General features: G+C 55.3%; 14 protein-coding genes. 6 read left to right on the forward strand and 8 right to left on the reverse strand.

Features of this window, described 5'->3' with window-relative positions; all coding sequences use genetic code 11:
* Window positions 1-160: 160 nt before the first annotated feature.
* Window positions 161-1,594: an MmgE/PrpD family protein gene (locus AKN83_RS37660; RefSeq protein ID WP_050399833.1), complete on the reverse strand. Its 1,434-nt coding sequence runs from the start codon at window positions 1,592-1,594 to the stop codon at window positions 161-163.
* Window positions 1,595-1,885: 291 nt separating this feature from the next.
* Between AKN83_RS37660 and AKN83_RS37665 the strand changes: the two genes are divergently transcribed.
* Entirely contained in the window at window positions 1,886-3,322 is a 1,437-nt protein-coding gene (locus AKN83_RS37665) for an MmgE/PrpD family protein (RefSeq protein WP_050399834.1), read from the forward strand.
* Window positions 3,323-3,529: 207 nt separating this feature from the next.
* On the opposite strand, the gene AKN83_RS37670 is transcribed toward AKN83_RS37665, so the two are convergent.
* From AKN83_RS37670 to AKN83_RS37700, 7 genes are all read right to left on the reverse strand, one after another.
* On the reverse strand, window positions 3,530-4,711 hold the full coding sequence (locus tag AKN83_RS37670) for a M24 family metallopeptidase (RefSeq protein ID WP_050399835.1): 1,182 nt from the start codon (window positions 4,709-4,711) through the stop codon (window positions 3,530-3,532).
* A gap of 132 nt (window positions 4,712-4,843) precedes the next feature.
* The gene (purU, locus tag AKN83_RS37675) at window positions 4,844-5,728 is read right to left on the reverse strand and encodes a formyltetrahydrofolate deformylase (protein WP_206600835.1); all 885 of its coding nucleotides are present in this window, start codon (window positions 5,726-5,728) and stop codon (window positions 4,844-4,846) included.
* A 17-nt stretch (window positions 5,729-5,745) separates the two neighbouring features.
* Window positions 5,746-8,256 carry a GcvT family protein gene (locus AKN83_RS37680; RefSeq protein ID WP_050399837.1) on the reverse strand — a complete coding sequence of 837 codons (2,511 nt, stop codon included), beginning with the start codon at window positions 8,254-8,256 and terminating at the stop codon, window positions 5,746-5,748.
* A 296-nt stretch (window positions 8,257-8,552) separates the two neighbouring features.
* The gene (folD, locus tag AKN83_RS37685; RefSeq protein WP_050399838.1) at window positions 8,553-9,497 is read right to left on the reverse strand and encodes a bifunctional methylenetetrahydrofolate dehydrogenase/methenyltetrahydrofolate cyclohydrolase FolD; all 945 of its coding nucleotides are present in this window, start codon (window positions 9,495-9,497) and stop codon (window positions 8,553-8,555) included.
* A 142-nt stretch (window positions 9,498-9,639) separates the two neighbouring features.
* Complete coding sequence (locus AKN83_RS37690; RefSeq protein ID WP_244522246.1) at window positions 9,640-10,902, reverse strand: methylaspartate ammonia-lyase; 1,263 nt, start codon at window positions 10,900-10,902, stop codon at window positions 9,640-9,642.
* Window positions 10,903-10,938: 36 nt separating this feature from the next.
* Complete coding sequence (locus AKN83_RS37695) at window positions 10,939-12,366, reverse strand: aldehyde dehydrogenase family protein (protein ID WP_050399845.1); 1,428 nt, start codon at window positions 12,364-12,366, stop codon at window positions 10,939-10,941.
* A gap of 80 nt (window positions 12,367-12,446) precedes the next feature.
* Entirely contained in the window at window positions 12,447-13,850 is a 1,404-nt protein-coding gene (locus AKN83_RS37700) for an aminotransferase (protein ID WP_050399840.1), read from the reverse strand.
* 375 nt (window positions 13,851-14,225) lie between these two features.
* On the opposite strand from AKN83_RS37700, the gene AKN83_RS37705 reads away from it, so the two are divergent.
* From AKN83_RS37705 to AKN83_RS39260, 5 genes are all read left to right on the forward strand, one after another.
* A complete protein-coding gene (locus AKN83_RS37705; RefSeq protein WP_050399841.1) occupies window positions 14,226-14,696 on the forward strand; it encodes an Lrp/AsnC family transcriptional regulator in 471 nt (156 codons plus the stop codon).
* Window positions 14,697-15,012: 316 nt separating this feature from the next.
* Complete coding sequence (locus AKN83_RS42225; protein ID WP_063695751.1) at window positions 15,013-15,291, forward strand: MFS transporter; 279 nt, start codon at window positions 15,013-15,015, stop codon at window positions 15,289-15,291.
* The gene (locus AKN83_RS42230; RefSeq protein ID WP_430641603.1) at window positions 15,221-15,481 is read left to right on the forward strand and encodes an MFS transporter; all 261 of its coding nucleotides are present in this window, start codon (window positions 15,221-15,223) and stop codon (window positions 15,479-15,481) included. The genes AKN83_RS42225 and AKN83_RS42230 overlap by 71 nt, the downstream gene beginning before the upstream one ends.
* Before the next feature lie 31 nt (window positions 15,482-15,512).
* Window positions 15,513-15,710 (forward strand): MFS transporter, encoded by a 198-nt coding sequence (locus AKN83_RS42235; protein ID WP_430641602.1) that lies wholly within the window; start codon window positions 15,513-15,515, stop codon window positions 15,708-15,710.
* Between the two features lie 63 nt (window positions 15,711-15,773).
* A partial coding sequence (locus tag AKN83_RS39260) for a transposase (protein WP_157113566.1) occupies window positions 15,774-15,992 on the forward strand: 219 nt, incomplete at its 3' end.

Genomic DNA, 15,992 nt, shown 5'->3' on the forward strand with positions numbered 1-15,992 from the left:
AAGCGTTTGCGCCCGTCGGTGCGGAAAAACTGCATAAAAAGGGTCACGCACCGCGATTTGCCTTCGTGATGCTGCGGCTCTATGGGTACCTCGCCATACAGCCAGCGAAATCGCTGCCGGGCATGTCGGTTTCGGGAGACTTGGGCATCAGCGCCCTATCTCACGCAGGAAGCGACATCGCCTCGAAGACTGGCGCAAGGCTAGCTCCAAGCTCAGCCTCCATAACTGTCTCGATTACCATGTCGGCGGCCGCAGTCGACAGTCCCGAGACCGATCTAAACTTCGTGACGATATCCTCATCGTTGAATCGCGTTTCGTCAGACCAAGGATCACCCCATGCGAATTCTGCTTCCTGCCGTAAAGTTCGATCTCGCAGTCTGACTTCAATGAAGCACGGCAGGTTTCGATACTGACCGCGCACAAAATATTCAGGAGAAGTCGCAGCTTTAGGATAGTCTAGGTACGTCACTTTCGCTCGGAGATCCTTCGCTAGAGCGTCTGACGCCCAACGATTCGATTCCCACTCAATCCCGGTAGGCACATCCAGAAGGAGCATCGCCACGGAATGAGGGATACTAAATTGCCGCCCGATGACGTCCTGAGGGTTTGCGTCAAGCCATCTCGGTGAAAGCCTCGAGATGTTGGCTCCAATCGCAATGCTCTCCACATCGCGCACATCAAAATGATGGTCTTGCCTAATCCTTCGCAGCGCGCTTAGCGGATGATGTAGATAACGACAGCTCGGCCATGGCTTGTAAGTGATGTTACTTAAAGCCCATCGCGAACCCAACTCGCCGATTAGCGCATCCGGGTCGCTTCTCTTAGAACCGGCCATATTCAGAATATTGGGAGATCCGTCAAAGATCGCAGGCAGTGCCGTCGATCCGCTTTCGACAGATCGAGCCGCGAAACCGCCGGTCATCGCAGCCCATCCGCTGTCTACGTACTTGGTGTTAGGCGTCGCCGTTTGCTTCGCCCAGACGGGTCCAATAGACAGCGCGGCATTAGAAGCAGCTACTGCGAATGTTTGCTCAAGCTTAGTCTCGCTCTGGCCAAGCAGTCGTGCAGTAGCCGCAGCCGCACCCACCGTAGCCTCAAACCCGAATCCGTAGATTTCGGGCATGGACTTTACTCGTCCACCCTCTACTTCCATTTGCGTGCCAACATCAGCTATTCTGCCCGCCACCTCGTAACCACAAACCGCCCCAAGAACGAGCTCCCTGGAAGTCAATCTAAGCTGCTCGCATGTCGCCAGAGCCTCCGCAACAACGCTGCCTGCAATATGGATGCCGGTCACCTGTCCTCCAGGATATGTCTCATCGAGATCGAGACAATTGGCCAATCTACCGTTCCCATAGCTGGCCGCGAGACCGGTAAATCGCTTTCCTTCCCCCGCGATCGACGCCTCTTGCGCGACGCCAAAGAGCCGTGCGGAGGAACGAATGATGGAACCCAATTCGGCTCGACCTCCGGCGTAGATACATCCCAAGGTATCAAGGATACATCGCCGCGCCTCGCGCTGCACCCGATGTGGCACTTGCTCCATCTCGATGCTGGAGAAGAACTTGGCCAATTTGGCGGTTATTTCTGCCATGTCATCCTCTTGCTTTCTGGAGACTCGGCCTGTGCGGAAGTTGTTTCCGCCCCTTCTAGTGTCAGGCCGCGCTGCGCTCCTCGGTCAGCTGTTGTCAGTCTAACATCCGAGCAGCGACATCGTGCACCAAACATCCATGCCGACTGCAGCTTTCCTGCACAAAACAAGCAGATAAAATGCAGGACGACCGTCCAATCGGGTTACCGTTTTAAGTCATCCGCACTCCCTGCTGTCCACGCGGCTTGACCCGAACTTTACCGCCAGCCGCAATTCACGCGCGCGAGCAAACAAATGAATACAGCACCCGATCACATGACCAAAACGCTGGCTGGATACGTTTCGGGCCTTGCACTCGGCGAAATACCCGATCCTGTCATAACTGAAGCCCGCCGCCTTATACTTGATACGATCGGGTGTATTCTTGCCGCAACGCGTACTCGCATTGCCCCGATTTCATACGGGCTTGCCGACTTTCTCGGTGATGCTCAGATTGCCTCCGTGGCAGGCCGGCAAAAGCGGGCCAGCCTAGCGGGAGCGCTCTATGCAAATGGGCGCCTGGCTAACTGCATGGATCTCGATGATACATTTCCCGTGACTCACCATTTCGGCTCTACGTGCGTCGTGTCGGCCCTTGCGCTTGCCGAGGCGCGGGGGGCGACCGGAGCACAATTTCTACAAGCCGTTGTTGCCGGCTACGAATTGGGTGGCCGCGTGGCGAGCGCCTGCGGACCAATCGTCGACTTTGAGAATGGACAAATTGCTGGCTATCCGAAGCTCTACAGTTGCGCTACGCCGGTCGTTTTTGCAGCCGCAGGAGCTGCCATTCAGTTAGAGCGCCAGGATGCGTCAACCGCTTACCAGACTCTCGGAATCACCGGATCAAATACGCCCGTGCCGGCAGCTTATAAGTGGGCCACCTCCGTCGAGCTTCCGGACTGCAAATACGCAGATGCTGGTTGGGCAGCGGTAACAGGAGTGATGGCGGCGCGGTCGGCGTCTCTCGGTGCGACCGGCTTCGATCGGATCTTCGATGGCGATCACAACGTTATCGGGATGTCCGGAACGGACTCCTTCGATCCCGACTTGCTAGTTGGAGACCTTGGGTCGCGCTGGATGATGTTAGATATTACATATAAGGCATGGCCAAACTGCCGATGGACTCATCAGGCTTTAACCGCACTGACAGACTTGCTAGAGACCACAGTCGTCGATCCCGAGGACATCGACCAGATAATCGTCCAAACTAATCAATTTACCAGCACGCCTCGTTTTACAAATCCGTCACCCAAATCGTTTTGCTCGCGTCAGTTTAGTATACCTCACGCTATAGCGATGTTGCTTCTCGACGTTCCGATCGGCCCGGCATGGCTCGACGAAACTCAAGATAGCGATCCACGCGTCCAGATGCTTCGCGACAAGGTATCAGTGGAAGAATGGGGCCCCGCAAACTTATTTGGCCGCTATCTCGTCCGTAGTCAGACTCGCAATATGCCCACCCAAGCGGCGATTTTGCTACACGATGGCAGACGATACTCGGCGCGCTCCGATTTCGCCCTCGGCGACCCCTGGACACCAGCGACCGCTTGGGGAGATCAACACGTAGTGAAGAAGTTTCGTACGGTTAGCGGGCTAACGGACGCTCAGGCAGATCGAATTGTCGAGGCCTCTCTAAACATAGAAAAATTGCCCGACGTCGAAAGCCTCGCTGCGGCGTTGAGAGACATCTGATCGTAGGCTCGCCATTGTGTTGATCACTGGCGAGCCCCTCAAATTGGACAGATGCAGTTAACATCATGCCGTATACAACCGATCAGCCAGAAAAGCCAGCAAACTAAGTTAGCCAAAGACGAACCTTCGGCTGCTTACCTGACGCCGCCGCGGCCGGTAACCCTCAAGCTGTCTTTGCCACGCCCATCGACGTGGCTTCGCACTGCATCAAATCTCGACGAGTATTCTCGGCGCGCTCGTCAGCGCTTCAGCACCCGTCTCCGTAAGCCTGACCGTTTCACTGATCTCGTACCCAAATTCTTCATCCAGCCAGTTTCCAAGCATCAAGTGGAAGGTCATATTGGGCTTTAAGATAGTCGCATCTCCACGTCCAAGACTCGCCGTGTTTTCAACCCAAGCGGTAAGCAGTCCTTCAATGCCAATCGCATACCCACAGCGCGAGTCCTTCGAAAATCCATGTTTTCCAATCGCACGATAAATATCCTCCGACACATCGTGGCATGATCGCCCCGGCTTTAAAGCGTTTAGTCCAGCCTCAAGTCCAGCGAGCTGGGCCTCGTGCAATCGACGAAGCCTGTCGGAGGGCTTCCCGAGCGAGAAAGTACGCATAAGAGCGGCCATGTATCCGTAGCGATTTCCACTGACTTCCATGTTAACGTGAGTGCCTTCGCGAAAGCGGTCATCAATCCACAGAATGTGAGGCGTTCCGGTCCTTGGTGACGACGAAAGCAGGGGTGGTCGGCAGCCAGTGGCCGCAGGCCCTGTCCCCCCGCCTACTTGCGCGACCATAATTTGGGCTGCGGCATCAGCTTCCCGAACGCCTGGCCGAATGACTTCGGCCGCCCGCAAAATCGCCGCATCCGCCAATGCGGCCGCCTCTCGCATGATCCCAATCTCGAGATCTGACTTATAGGTGCGAACCCAGTCAACCGCCTTGGTGCAATCGACAATCCGCGCTCCGCCTAACCGCGTCACAAACTTCGCCACGGCCTGCGAGGTAAGATTTCCCATCTCGATACCAACGCCACGCTTTTCGACGCCGCTCTCGATGAGATAGTCGATAACAGCGTCAAATCCATCTCTATCGTGTTTGCCGACGAGTTCTTCCGTGTAACCAATGACGTTTGCTTTCTCCATAAACGACGTATGATACGCGCCTGGAGCACACATCTTGCGCACGATCAGCTTTGGTTCTTCGTCGCGGGAGGTAACAACGAGCGCATGCTGCGCCAACATTCGTGTTATGTTGCCCGAAAGATAGGTGATATTGGCCCAGTGAGTGATCACAAGCGCATCAAGCTCACGATGCTCCATCTCCGCCTTTACGGCTGATATTCGGCGAATATACTCCGAGCGCGGAAACGCTTGGGGGCCTTTGCTAATCGACATCTTTTAGGTTCTCCTTCACGCGTCTTCGATTGTGCGAACTGTCTAGGATGATTGCTTCTCGTCCATTGGGCCGCCCAGTTGAGTGCTTACCTGACGTCTAGAGCCAAACAGGTGCGCCTCCCCAGAGAGACTTCAATCTGTAAAAACAATTGTCTTCCTGCCATTCAGGAGCACTCTGTCTTCCAAGTGGTGTCGCACAGCGCGCGCAAGTACCTGTCTTTCAATGTCGCGTCCCTTTCGCACAAGGTCGTCCGGTGTGTCGCGATGCGAAATTCGTTCCACGTCCTGCTCGATAATCGGCCCCTCATCGAGATCTGATGTCACGTAGTGCGCGGTAGCGCCGATCAGCTTGACGCCCCGTTCATGCGCTTGGTGGTATGGTTTTGCGCCCTTAAAGCCGGGAAGGAAAGAATGATGAATGTTGATGCACCGTCCAGTTAACTTAGCAGAAAAGCCGTCCGAGAGAATTTGCATATATCGGGCCAGAACAACGAGATCCGTTTTGGTTTCCTGAACGAGCTGCCAAATTTGCGTCTCTTGCTCCATCTTCGTTTGCTTCGTCACCGGCAAATAATGAAAGGGAAGCCCCTCAAGATACGTTGATGCTAAGTGCTCTCGATCATGATTGGAGACAATCGCAGTCACTTCCATCGGCAATTCGCCGATACGCCAGCGATAGAGTAAGTCCGACAGACAGTGATCGAATCTTGAGACTAACAACATGACGCGCTTTAGAGCCGTGCTTCGTCGTATTGTGAACGTAATATTGAATTCGCTCACAAGCTTTCCTAGCAACAGCTTTATCTCGGCTTCCGGCTTGGCTCCCTCATTGAGGGTGAACACGACACGCATGAAGAAGCGCGCAGTCTCCAAATCATCATATTGCTGCGCATCGATGATGTTGCAGCCAGCGTCAAACAGACAACTTGAGACGGCGGAGACGATGCCCGGGCGATCTGGGCAAGACAGCACGAGAATCATGGATTGATTGGACACGGCTTTCGACCTGTTAGGCATTTGACGCAACTGGGTCTTCAATTCCCTCTTTCACACGCTCGAAGTAGCTCCGGAGCAATCAGCTCTTCGGCCCGCAGATACTGGCCTTTGACACGTGTTCGGCCCGCATCATAGAACGGACGGAGCGACGCGATCGCCGCGTGTCTTTCGCCCGCTATTTCGATTTCGAATTTGCCCTCGCTTAGCCACGCGCTATTCACTCCACGCTCGCTGTGCAAGTATCCCATTCCCACACCGCAGCCCAGCGTATGGCCAAATCCAGCAGAACGAAGATAACCCACCAACCGACCATCCCGCCAGACGGGCTCAGTGCCAAATAGGAGAGGCGCGGGATTGGATGCGGCCAACTGGACAAGACGCCGCCGCGGCGTCTGACCTCGTTGCGTCTCGAGCTTCGGCCTTCCAATAAACTCTTGCTTTTTGTTCCAAGCAACGGTGAAAGCCAAACCTGACTCTATCGGAGTGTCTTCGTCACTCACATCCGATCCCCAATCGCGATAACCGGCTTCGAGTCTTAGGGTATTGAGCGCTACATAGCCCGCGTGACACAGCCCGAGATCTTGCCCCTTAGCGACCATTGCATCGTAAATACCCAACGCGAACTCGGTTGGTATATGAAGCTCCCAGCCGAGTTCACCCACGAAAGTCATACGAAAGGCGAGCGCGAGGCCGTAACCGATCTCGATTTCTTTCGCGGTGGCGAAGGGAAATGCGTCATCAGAAAAGTCTGCGGAGCTGACGCGCGTCAATAATTCACGAGAGCGCGGCCCCATCACTGACAATGTGGTATATGCCGAAGACACGTCTGTAACGAAAACGTGGTCACGCTCGCTGGCATGAGTACGAAGCCACGCAAGATCGCGAACACGCTGCATGGCTGCAGTAACGATGAGGAACTCACCTTCGTCAACCCGTGCGATCGTAACATCGGACTCCATGCCACCTCTGTCATTCAACCAAGGCGTATAAACGATCCGGCCAATAGGCACGTCGACGTCGTTAGTTGACAAACGCTGTAGCAACGCCAGCGCATCGCGGCCTTGGACAAGTATGTGAGCAAACGACGTTTGGTCAAAAAGCGTGACTGCGGATCGCGCCGCCTTGTGCTCAGCGCCGCTCGCCGTGAACCAAGCGTCGCGACTGAACGTGGCTTGAGCGAAGGGCGCCGTCTCGGCTCTGTTGAACCATTGAGCTCGCTCCCATCCAGCAGCTTCCCCGAATTTAGCGCCAGCCTCAATCAATCGATCGTGTAAGGGCGATACGCGCACGTTGCGGGCGGTGATAGGCGATTTGTGGGGCCAGTGCAGCGCCCACAGGTTTCCAACGGCTTCACTCGTTCGGTCAAACAAGTATCGTTGGTTACGCTGAAATGACATGGAACGTCGAACATCCATTTCCCAATAGTCGCTGGCTGGCGCACCCGTCGCCATCCACTCAGCCATGACTTTGCCCGCTCCGCCGGAAGACTCGATTCCGCAAGAATTAAACCCAGCGGCCACATACAGTCCTGCAATGTCCGGCGCGGGCCCCAGATGAAACCGGTTGTCTGGCGTAAAACTCTCCGGTCCATTGAAGTTCAACTGCAGACCAACGTGTTCAAGGGCTGGCAAGCGGCGCATCGCATGGGCGAGATATGGCTCGATATGATCAAAATCATCAGGCAGTGAGTCAAAGCTAAAATCGCGGGCAATACCATTCATGCCCCACGGTTTTCCTTTGTCCTCGAAGAATCCTACTAGGAGCTTGCCGGCGTCTGCCTTCGCGTAAAATTTGCCATCCATGTCGCGGATAGTGGGAAGATCCGCTGGCAATGAGGGAATAGCTTCCGTCACAACGTAAAAATGCTCAGCTGCATGAAGTGGAACAGCCCAACCTAGTTCGGCAGCGAGCGCCCTAGTCCACATGCCCGTGCAAAGGACCACCTTGTCACTTCGGACTGCTCCAACGGCCGTTTCGACACCGCATATGCGCCCCTGTTCGACTATCAATCGGGTTATCGGTGTGCGTTCTATGATTGTCGCACCTGCTTGCCGCGCGCCGGCAGCAAACGCGCGCGCTGTATCAACCGGATTTGTCATTCCGTCCGAGGGTATCCATGCCGCCCCAAGTACATCGGCAATGTCGAGCAAAGGCACACGACGTTTCGCTTCGGTTGGGTCAATCATTTCCACATCTAGACCGAACGAACGCCCCATAGACGATCCGCGCTTGAGTTCTTCAAGCCGTGGCTGCGTGGTAGCTACTGTGATCGAGCCGGTTTGCCGAAAGCCCGTATACTGGCCAGTCACTGTTTCGAGCTCGCGAAACAAGCCCGCGGTATACTGGGCGAGTTTGGCCATATTTTCATTTGCTCGAAGTTGCGTGACGAGCCCAGCGGCATGCCAAGTTGTTCCGCAAGTCAGCTGATCGCGCTCGAGCAAAAGAACGTCACGATGACCCAAGCGCGTCAAATGATAGGCAATCGAAAGGCCTATGATGCCACCGCCAACGATGACAAATTCTGCATGAGAGGGTAGCTTCTTTTCCATTATGTGACTCGGGCAATTTCAGAAGTAGTCGAACGACCGGTACCGACGCAGGGGACTACGTATTCACCGCTTCGGCAGGCGCAGAATGAGTGTCCAAGGGCGCACCCTCGCGCAGACTTAATCGTAACAAACTACTTCAGTAGCATTACGTTGTTATGGATATCAGCCGCGGTGATTTCCTGCGCACATAGCCCGATGAGCGCGCTTATCTGCCGCTTTCGTCCCTGCTCGCGTGTCACCTTCCGGCAAACGCACTTGCTGCTTAATCCGAGCGGCCCAAGATAGAAGATGAAATTCTAGCTGCTCCTGGCAGTCCCGCTCAACCGCCCCAGTGTTTTCAACTGAAATTGGTTCACACCAGCGGGACTGCCGCGCAATGTTGCTCGAGACCAAGCCGCGCTCATGGTATTCATAAGAAGATAGGCGATAGTCATCGGCCCCACCCCGCCGGGAACTGGAGTGATGTGGCTGGCTCGTTCGCTCGCCTCATCGAATGCGACGTCTCCAACCAAGCTGTAGCCTCCGTGACCATCATCTACTCGGTTAATACCGACATCGATAACGATCGCCCCCGGTTTCACCCAGTCTCCCCGAACGAGGCCTGGGCTCCCCGCGGCTGAAACAACAATATCCGCCCTTCGACATATGTCTGATAGATTTCGAGTTTGGAGCTGCGCGCCGGTCACCGTACAACCAGCATCACCCAGAAGCGTGCCGAGCGGTTTGCCAACGATGTTCGATCGACCTATTACGAGAACATCCAGCCCGGCCAGGGCGTGCACCACGTGCTTAATTAAGTGAAGAACCCCTAGTGGCGTGCATGGAGCGATAGCTGGTTGTCCTACGGCCAATCGGCCCACATTATAAGGATGGAATCCATCTACATCTTTCGCAGGATCTATCGTCTCTAGAACACGAAAGGGATTAATGTGAGCGGGCAACGGCAATTGCAGGAGAATCCCGTCAATTGAGGTGTCCCGGTTCAAACTCTCAATGATCTCGACCAGCCTCATCTCGCTCGTCTCGGTCGGCAATACCAATTGTCTGGACTGTAACCCTGTTGCGCGCGCTTGCTTCGCTTTCGCCCTCACGTAAACTTCGCTTGCCGGATCTTGTCCCACCAGAACGACAACGAGACCCGGGGGCCGCCCGTGCTGCAATTGAAAGGTGCCCACGTCGTTGGCGATCCGCAACTTAAGCGCCGTGGCGATTGCTTTTCCGTCAATACGCGCAGCCGTCATCGTCTCTTCCTGGAATGATAGCGAGTCTTCAATCCACGGGTACGATTCGCTGCCTCACGTCAGTTGATCGTTACCATTCGGTCTTAGAGCTGTTCCGATTGAGCTGCGCTTCAGGGGAGTTGCTGGACATATCCGGCAAGCCTCATCGCCGGCGTCTGTAGCTAAGCAGTGACAGAAGCCGATTCTGTTCATTGCCAACGATTGATAATCCCTCGTCGACGCCCATCCCCGGCTTAGCTAGGATCATATCCGCCTGCGTCGCAACCGCGACATGCGCTGAAATCCTCGCCGAAAGATCCGTCTCGGTACAACTCCCCCCGAGATACGCTCCAACGCCACCTTTCTTACACATCAGCACCGCGCGAACGGAGTCGGCAATTGATCCGACATCGGGCATCTTGATCTGCACCAAGTGAGCTGCCTTCGCTTTGGCGAATTTTTCAATGTCAGCCAGCGTATTACACTGTTCGTCAACAACAACGCGCGCATTTGAGCCTCGTTGATCAAGCATTCGTACGATCTCAGAGTATTTTTCGACCTGGCGGTCGGTCGATCCATAGTCGGCGGGACACTCAATATGAATTCGATATCCTGAAGCATCATCCGCAACTCGTGCGATAAACTCGGCGATCTTGCCGGGCTCGAGGCCAATCTCCATACCGATCCAACCGTAGACATCAAAGTGCAACGTCGGGTGGTAATCAGGCGCGCCAATCTCCGAAATGCGTTTGACGACCCATTTGACGAACTGACGGAACGCTCCCCCGTTCCGACCGAACTTCTCTCGAGAATTGATTAAGCCGTGCGGAAGCACATCGACGGATTTTAGGATCATCTTGTCGACGTTGAGTTCTCTGGCATCTCCGCTCTGCGCATATAATGGTATCGACCGTTCGGGTAACGGCAGGTTGAATTCGAGGCATACGACCTCAGACGGCGTCATTCCATGATAGTGCGCAGCGGCGCAGAGCAATGCTTGGCTGAGGCCGTACTTGATCGGAAGCGGAAGTCGACTCGCATTCCCGTCGCAAAGAATCTCATCGCATGCGACAAGGAACTTCGCTACGTCCGCGCCGACAAGACGTGGGACCAGCGCATTTTCCGTGATCGCCCTTATGTGATCGATGTCGAATACTGCTTCGCGGCCGCCAGCACCACCATATTGGACCCCCATCATATCACCCCAAACTACAGTTTCATCCGCCAAAACCAGGCCGATGCTGAGGGACGCGGCCGGCATGCGGATTGCTGCAAAGCCGGACGTCCGCGGGGCTCCTACGTAAAGAAATCCATTGTGATCGACACCTTCGCGAATGGCCGCCTGATCATCATAGAAAAAACCGCCTCCACCGGGCGCTAGTATGACATCCTTGATAGTCGTCGAGTTTCGCATGATCAAATTCATTGGCCACAAGTTAAACGGAATAAGAGAGTGTGCGACCTAAGTCGCTGCAGTGTTCCAATTGATGAGCTTCAGGTTTTGGAACGCTCGCACACCCTCTAGTCCGCCCTCGTAGCCATAGCCGCTCTGCTTCACGCCTGCATTTGGTGCGTCAACTGATACGCCCTTCAGGTGATTGACGCTGATAGCACCGGCGGCGAGTCCCTTTGCCATCTGCGTCTGGACCTCGTGAGATTTGGCGAAAACGTAAGACGCCAGGCCGTATTCGGAGGCGTTCGCCTCCGCGATAGCCTCTTCGAGAGTGTCGTACGGAGCAACCGTGAGGATTGGGCCGAACGGTTCTTCACGCAAGATTTGCGAGTCAGGATGAACGTTCGTCAGAATGGTCGGCGGCCAGTAAAAGCCTACGCGATTAAGTCGGCTGCCCCCGGTCTCCACACGCGCCCCTAACGCAACAGCATCCCTAGTTAATCGGTCCATGGCGGCAATGCGTCTGCCGTTCGCCATCGGCCCCATATCGGTACTCTTGTCGGTTGGAAGACCTACTTTAATTGTCTCGGCAGCTTCGATGAGTTCGGCCAGAAATGGCTCGTAGATTGACCGCGCAACCAAAATTCGACTTGGCGCGTTGCAGCTCTGCCCCGCACATTCAAACTTATATTCCGTGATCGCTCTTACGGCCTCGGGAATATCAGCGTCCTCGCTGACGAGCACCGGAGAATGTCCGCCGAGCTCTAAGACGCACCTCTGCAGATTGTCCGCAGCTAGTCTCGCGAGCAGCTTGCCGACGTGCGTTGAGCCGGTGAACGAAAGGGCACGGACATATGGTGAGCCCAGTAAATGTTCCGAGATCATGGCGGGCTCTCCATAAACCAGGCTGATTACGCCTGGAGGAATTCCCGCCTCGTGGAGAGCCTCAACCATGAACACCGCGGCGCTTGGTGTTTCTTCTGCCGCTTTCAAGATCACCGGACAACCGGCGATGAGAGAGGCAGTCAACTTTCGCGCATTCAACACGGCTGGATAATTCCACGGCGTGAAGGCCGCGACCACACCCACGGCCTCCGGAATCAACGTCCGTCTCTGATCTATTGGGATCGGCGCCGATACTTTGGTTGCGTTTGCGCCGGCCCATTCGAATGTTTCAATCGCCCTGCGATACTCACCTTTTGCCTCCGCAAGCGTTTTACCTTGTTCGCGCGATAGCGCTGCTGCCGCATGTTCTAGCTTATCCAACAGCAAATGTGCAGCCTTTATCAGTACTGCGCCGCGATCGGCAGCAGGGGTCCTAGACCATCGTGAGAGGCTCGCCTGCGCGGTCGCCAAGACGTCGTCAAGGTCTTGCGTCGACGCTACAGCTACGCGCCCACACTCGGCGGCAGTGGCAGGATCAATCAACGTAAGCAACGTGTCGGCTGAGCGCCAGGCGCCATTAACATAGAGATCGTAAAGTGGGATGTTCGGCATCATTGATCCAAGTCGCGTACGCCGCCGACTGATGCTCATTCAGAGCCTCAGGTCCAAGTTATCGCCAAGCGAAGCCAATTTTAGATTTTCGTTCCCGACCGCACGAGTTCGTCCATAACCGCACGGACGGCCGCCTCGGCTATAGCGACGATTTCGTCTACATCGCTCTTCGTGACGATCAAAGGAGGCGCGAAGCCTAGAATATCTCCGTGCGGCATAGGTCGTGCAATTAGCCCACGATCCCGAGCGGCCTTCGACACACGCGCCCCGACCTTGAGCGCCGGATCAAACCGCTCCTTTCGATCGCGGCTCGAGACAAACTCGATGGCTCCCATCAGGCCAACACCACGGACCTCGCCAACGATGGGAAGCTGGGCGAACGTTTCTTTCAATCGACCCTGAAAATAGCCGCCCACTTCTTTCGCGTTAGACGGGAGATCCTCACGTTCTACGATATCAAGCACTGCATTTGCGGTCGCCGCGCCGATCGGATGCCCCGAATAAGTGTAGCCATGAGAGAAAGGCCCGACCCGCTCCGACCCTTCCTCGAACACGTGGTAAATCTTCTCGCCAACAATCGCCGCGGACAGAGGAAAGTACGCCGAGGTAAGCCCCTTTGCCACCGTTATAAGATCAGGCTCAATCCCGTAATGCTGCGATCCAAACATTGAGCCGGTCCGACCGAAGCCTGTAACGACCTCGTCTGCAATAAGCAGGACATCATGTCTCTTTAGGACCTCCTGGACGGCCTTCCAGTAACCTTCAGGCGGTGGTGTGATGCCTCCTGTGCCGAGCACCGGCTCCGCAATGAATGCGCCGACGTTTTCGGCCCCCAGCTTCTCAATCAATTCATCCAGCTCAGCGGCACGCCTCGAGGAGAATTCAAACTCAGTCTCACCCTGCTCTGCTCCCCAATAGTGGTGCGGAGCACCGGTGCGCGCCACCAAAGGGAGAGGAAGATCCATTTCGGCGTGATAGAAGCTCATGCCGGTCATGGATCCTGAAACAACACTACATCCATGATAGCCTCTGTCACGCGAGATAATTTTCTTCTTCTTGGGCTTACCCCGCAGATTATTGTAGTACCAAACAAGCTTCGCTTGCGTTTCATTCGCGTCCGATCCCGACATACCGTAGAAGACCTTGCTCATCTTCCCGGGAGCCATTTTTACGAGGCGGTCGGACAGAATAGCGAGTTCGTCCGTCGTGTGCGCAGCGTAGGAGTGGTAGTAGGCCAAACGATATGCTTGTCGCGATATCGCCTCAGCAACCTCCGTGCGACCGTAGCCGACGTTGACGCAATACATTCCCGCGAAGCCATCGATCAGCTGATTGCCAAACGCGTCTTGGATCTTGATCCCCCTGCCGGTCTCGATGATGACGGGATCGCCGAGCTGTCCCGTCGCAAAGTCCTTTAGATGCGTAAAGGGATGCAAGACATTCTTTTTGTCTTTTTCGCATATATCCTTGATGTCGATTGTCATGTTGCACCACGCCTATTGTCATCATTTACCGGGACGAGCTGGTCATCACCAGTCGTTATCATTTCAAACCGAAAATCAGCTATCGCGATCGAAACAACGACAGCGACTGCGAGAACTGCGACCACGTTGGTATGGCTGCCGGCACTGGACTTTGCCTGCTCAGAACGGACATTGTTCAACGGGCAATGGTGCCGCATTGCAGTCATAGCCACGCTCCTCAACGCTATCGACCTTTCTCGCTATCGGTTGAAATGCGACTGCCTTTAAGATAGTGCTCTCGCGAACATCTTTGCGTCGTATTTGTTTTCCTTCGGAGGAATTCCTGCATGCGCACCACATTTGGAGCCGCATTTCAGCCTAGGGCGGAGACCGCAAATGCAGTATGACCGCATTGACGCCCACATCTTGCAGATCGTTCAAAACGACAACCGGCTGACGTCCGATGCGATTGGCGAGATGGTCGGCCTGTCACCTACGGCCTGTCAGCGTCGACTAAAGCGACTCCGCGCAGAGGGGATCATTGAAGCGGACGTATCAATTGTTTCGACAAAGGCCGCCGGACGGCCGATTCAAATGCTTGTCTTTGTAAACCTTGAACGCGAAAGGTCAGACATCATCGATCGGTTCAAGAAAGCGATTAAGTCGTCGGCGGAGGTCGTGAATGGCTTCTATGTCACCGGCGATGCCGATTTCGTCCTCTACATAACGTCGCGCACGATGGAGGAATATGAACAATTTACGCGAAGGTTCTTCTACGAAAACCCAAACATTAAAGGCTTTAAGACTTTTGTCGTCGTCGATCGCGTAAAGGCTGGGTTTGCCATTCCGGTGGAAATACCCTCATAACTGGGTGCGAAGGTATACATCGCAGATCATCAGTTTTTGACGCTTTTCCTCGCGCTAAAGCGCACGCAGCAATTTAGCTGCAATACAACAGAAGTAGCATAGCGTGCTCTCAATTCGCGGCGAGCAGCGTCCATGCGCGCCCCATAGTCCGCAAGTAATTGCCAACAACGATCGTGATGAACGAGCCCAAATCCCCGCGCTCCCCTACGGGCGGCCTTGCCGTCCCCTTCCAATTTTCTGCATTTCGACGAATCTGGTTCACGAGCCTGTTTGCGAATGTTGCGAGGCTCGTACAAAGCGTGGCGCCGCCTGGGCAATGACTCAATTGGCTGCTTCGGCGGACCTGATCGCGCTCGTACAAACTGCCCTACTGATACCGATCATGCTGATCGCTTTGCCAGCCGGCGCCATTGCCGATATGCACGATCGGCGGCTAGTGACGCTGACGGCGCTTGCGATCGAGTTGCTCGGATCCGTTATTTTGGTGTTGTTTGAGCGGGTTAGGCGTTATTACACCAACTCTTTTGCTGTCATTCTGCTTTTTAATTGGATGCGGCGCCGCCCTGCGAAGCCCGGCTTGGCAAGCTTCGGTTAGCGAACAGGTCCCGCTTGAAGCGCTCCCGGCCGCGGTAGCGCTCGACGGAATAAGTTATAACGTTGCCCGAAGCGTCGGGCCCGCCGTCGGCGGAGCTATTGTCGCCCTCGGTGGTGCAAGCGCAGCGTATGCGCTTAGCGCGCTTCTGTATATCCCGCTCTTCGTGGTGCTAGTAAGCTGGGACCAATAGTGCCCCGCTCGATCCTTCCACGTGTGAGAACTTGGGACGAGCTATCATATCTGGCGTTCGATACGTCGCGCACTCTCCTTCCATTAGGATTGTGTTGGCGCGCTCCATTGTGACCGGCGCGATTAACGGCTCGGTACTCGCGCTGATGCCCCTCATCGCCCGCGATCTTCTTCGTGGAGGTCCGCTCACCTTCGGCGTTATCCTTGGATCGTTCGTACGCCTCCGCTGACGGCCGCCTTGTTTGAGGGAGGCGAGCGCTGCAGGTCCTAGGGGTAGTCCTAGGAGAAGCGCTATGACGATATCGCGGGCAGAGGTGATCACATCGGTAGAGCGGCGGCGGCGGTGGTCGCGAGATGAGAAGGAACGGCTAGTTGCAGCATCGCTCGAGCCTGGAGCCACTGTTTCCGAGGTGGCTCGCATGGCCGGCCTTCATGTGAGCCAGCTGTTCCGGTGGCGCAAAGAGCTTTGCAAGCAGGGAGAGACGAGTATAGCTCCGTTCGTGCCGGTCGAA

It is taken from the genome of Bradyrhizobium embrapense (assembly GCF_001189235.2).
Classification (GTDB): domain Bacteria; phylum Pseudomonadota; class Alphaproteobacteria; order Rhizobiales; family Xanthobacteraceae; genus Bradyrhizobium; species Bradyrhizobium embrapense.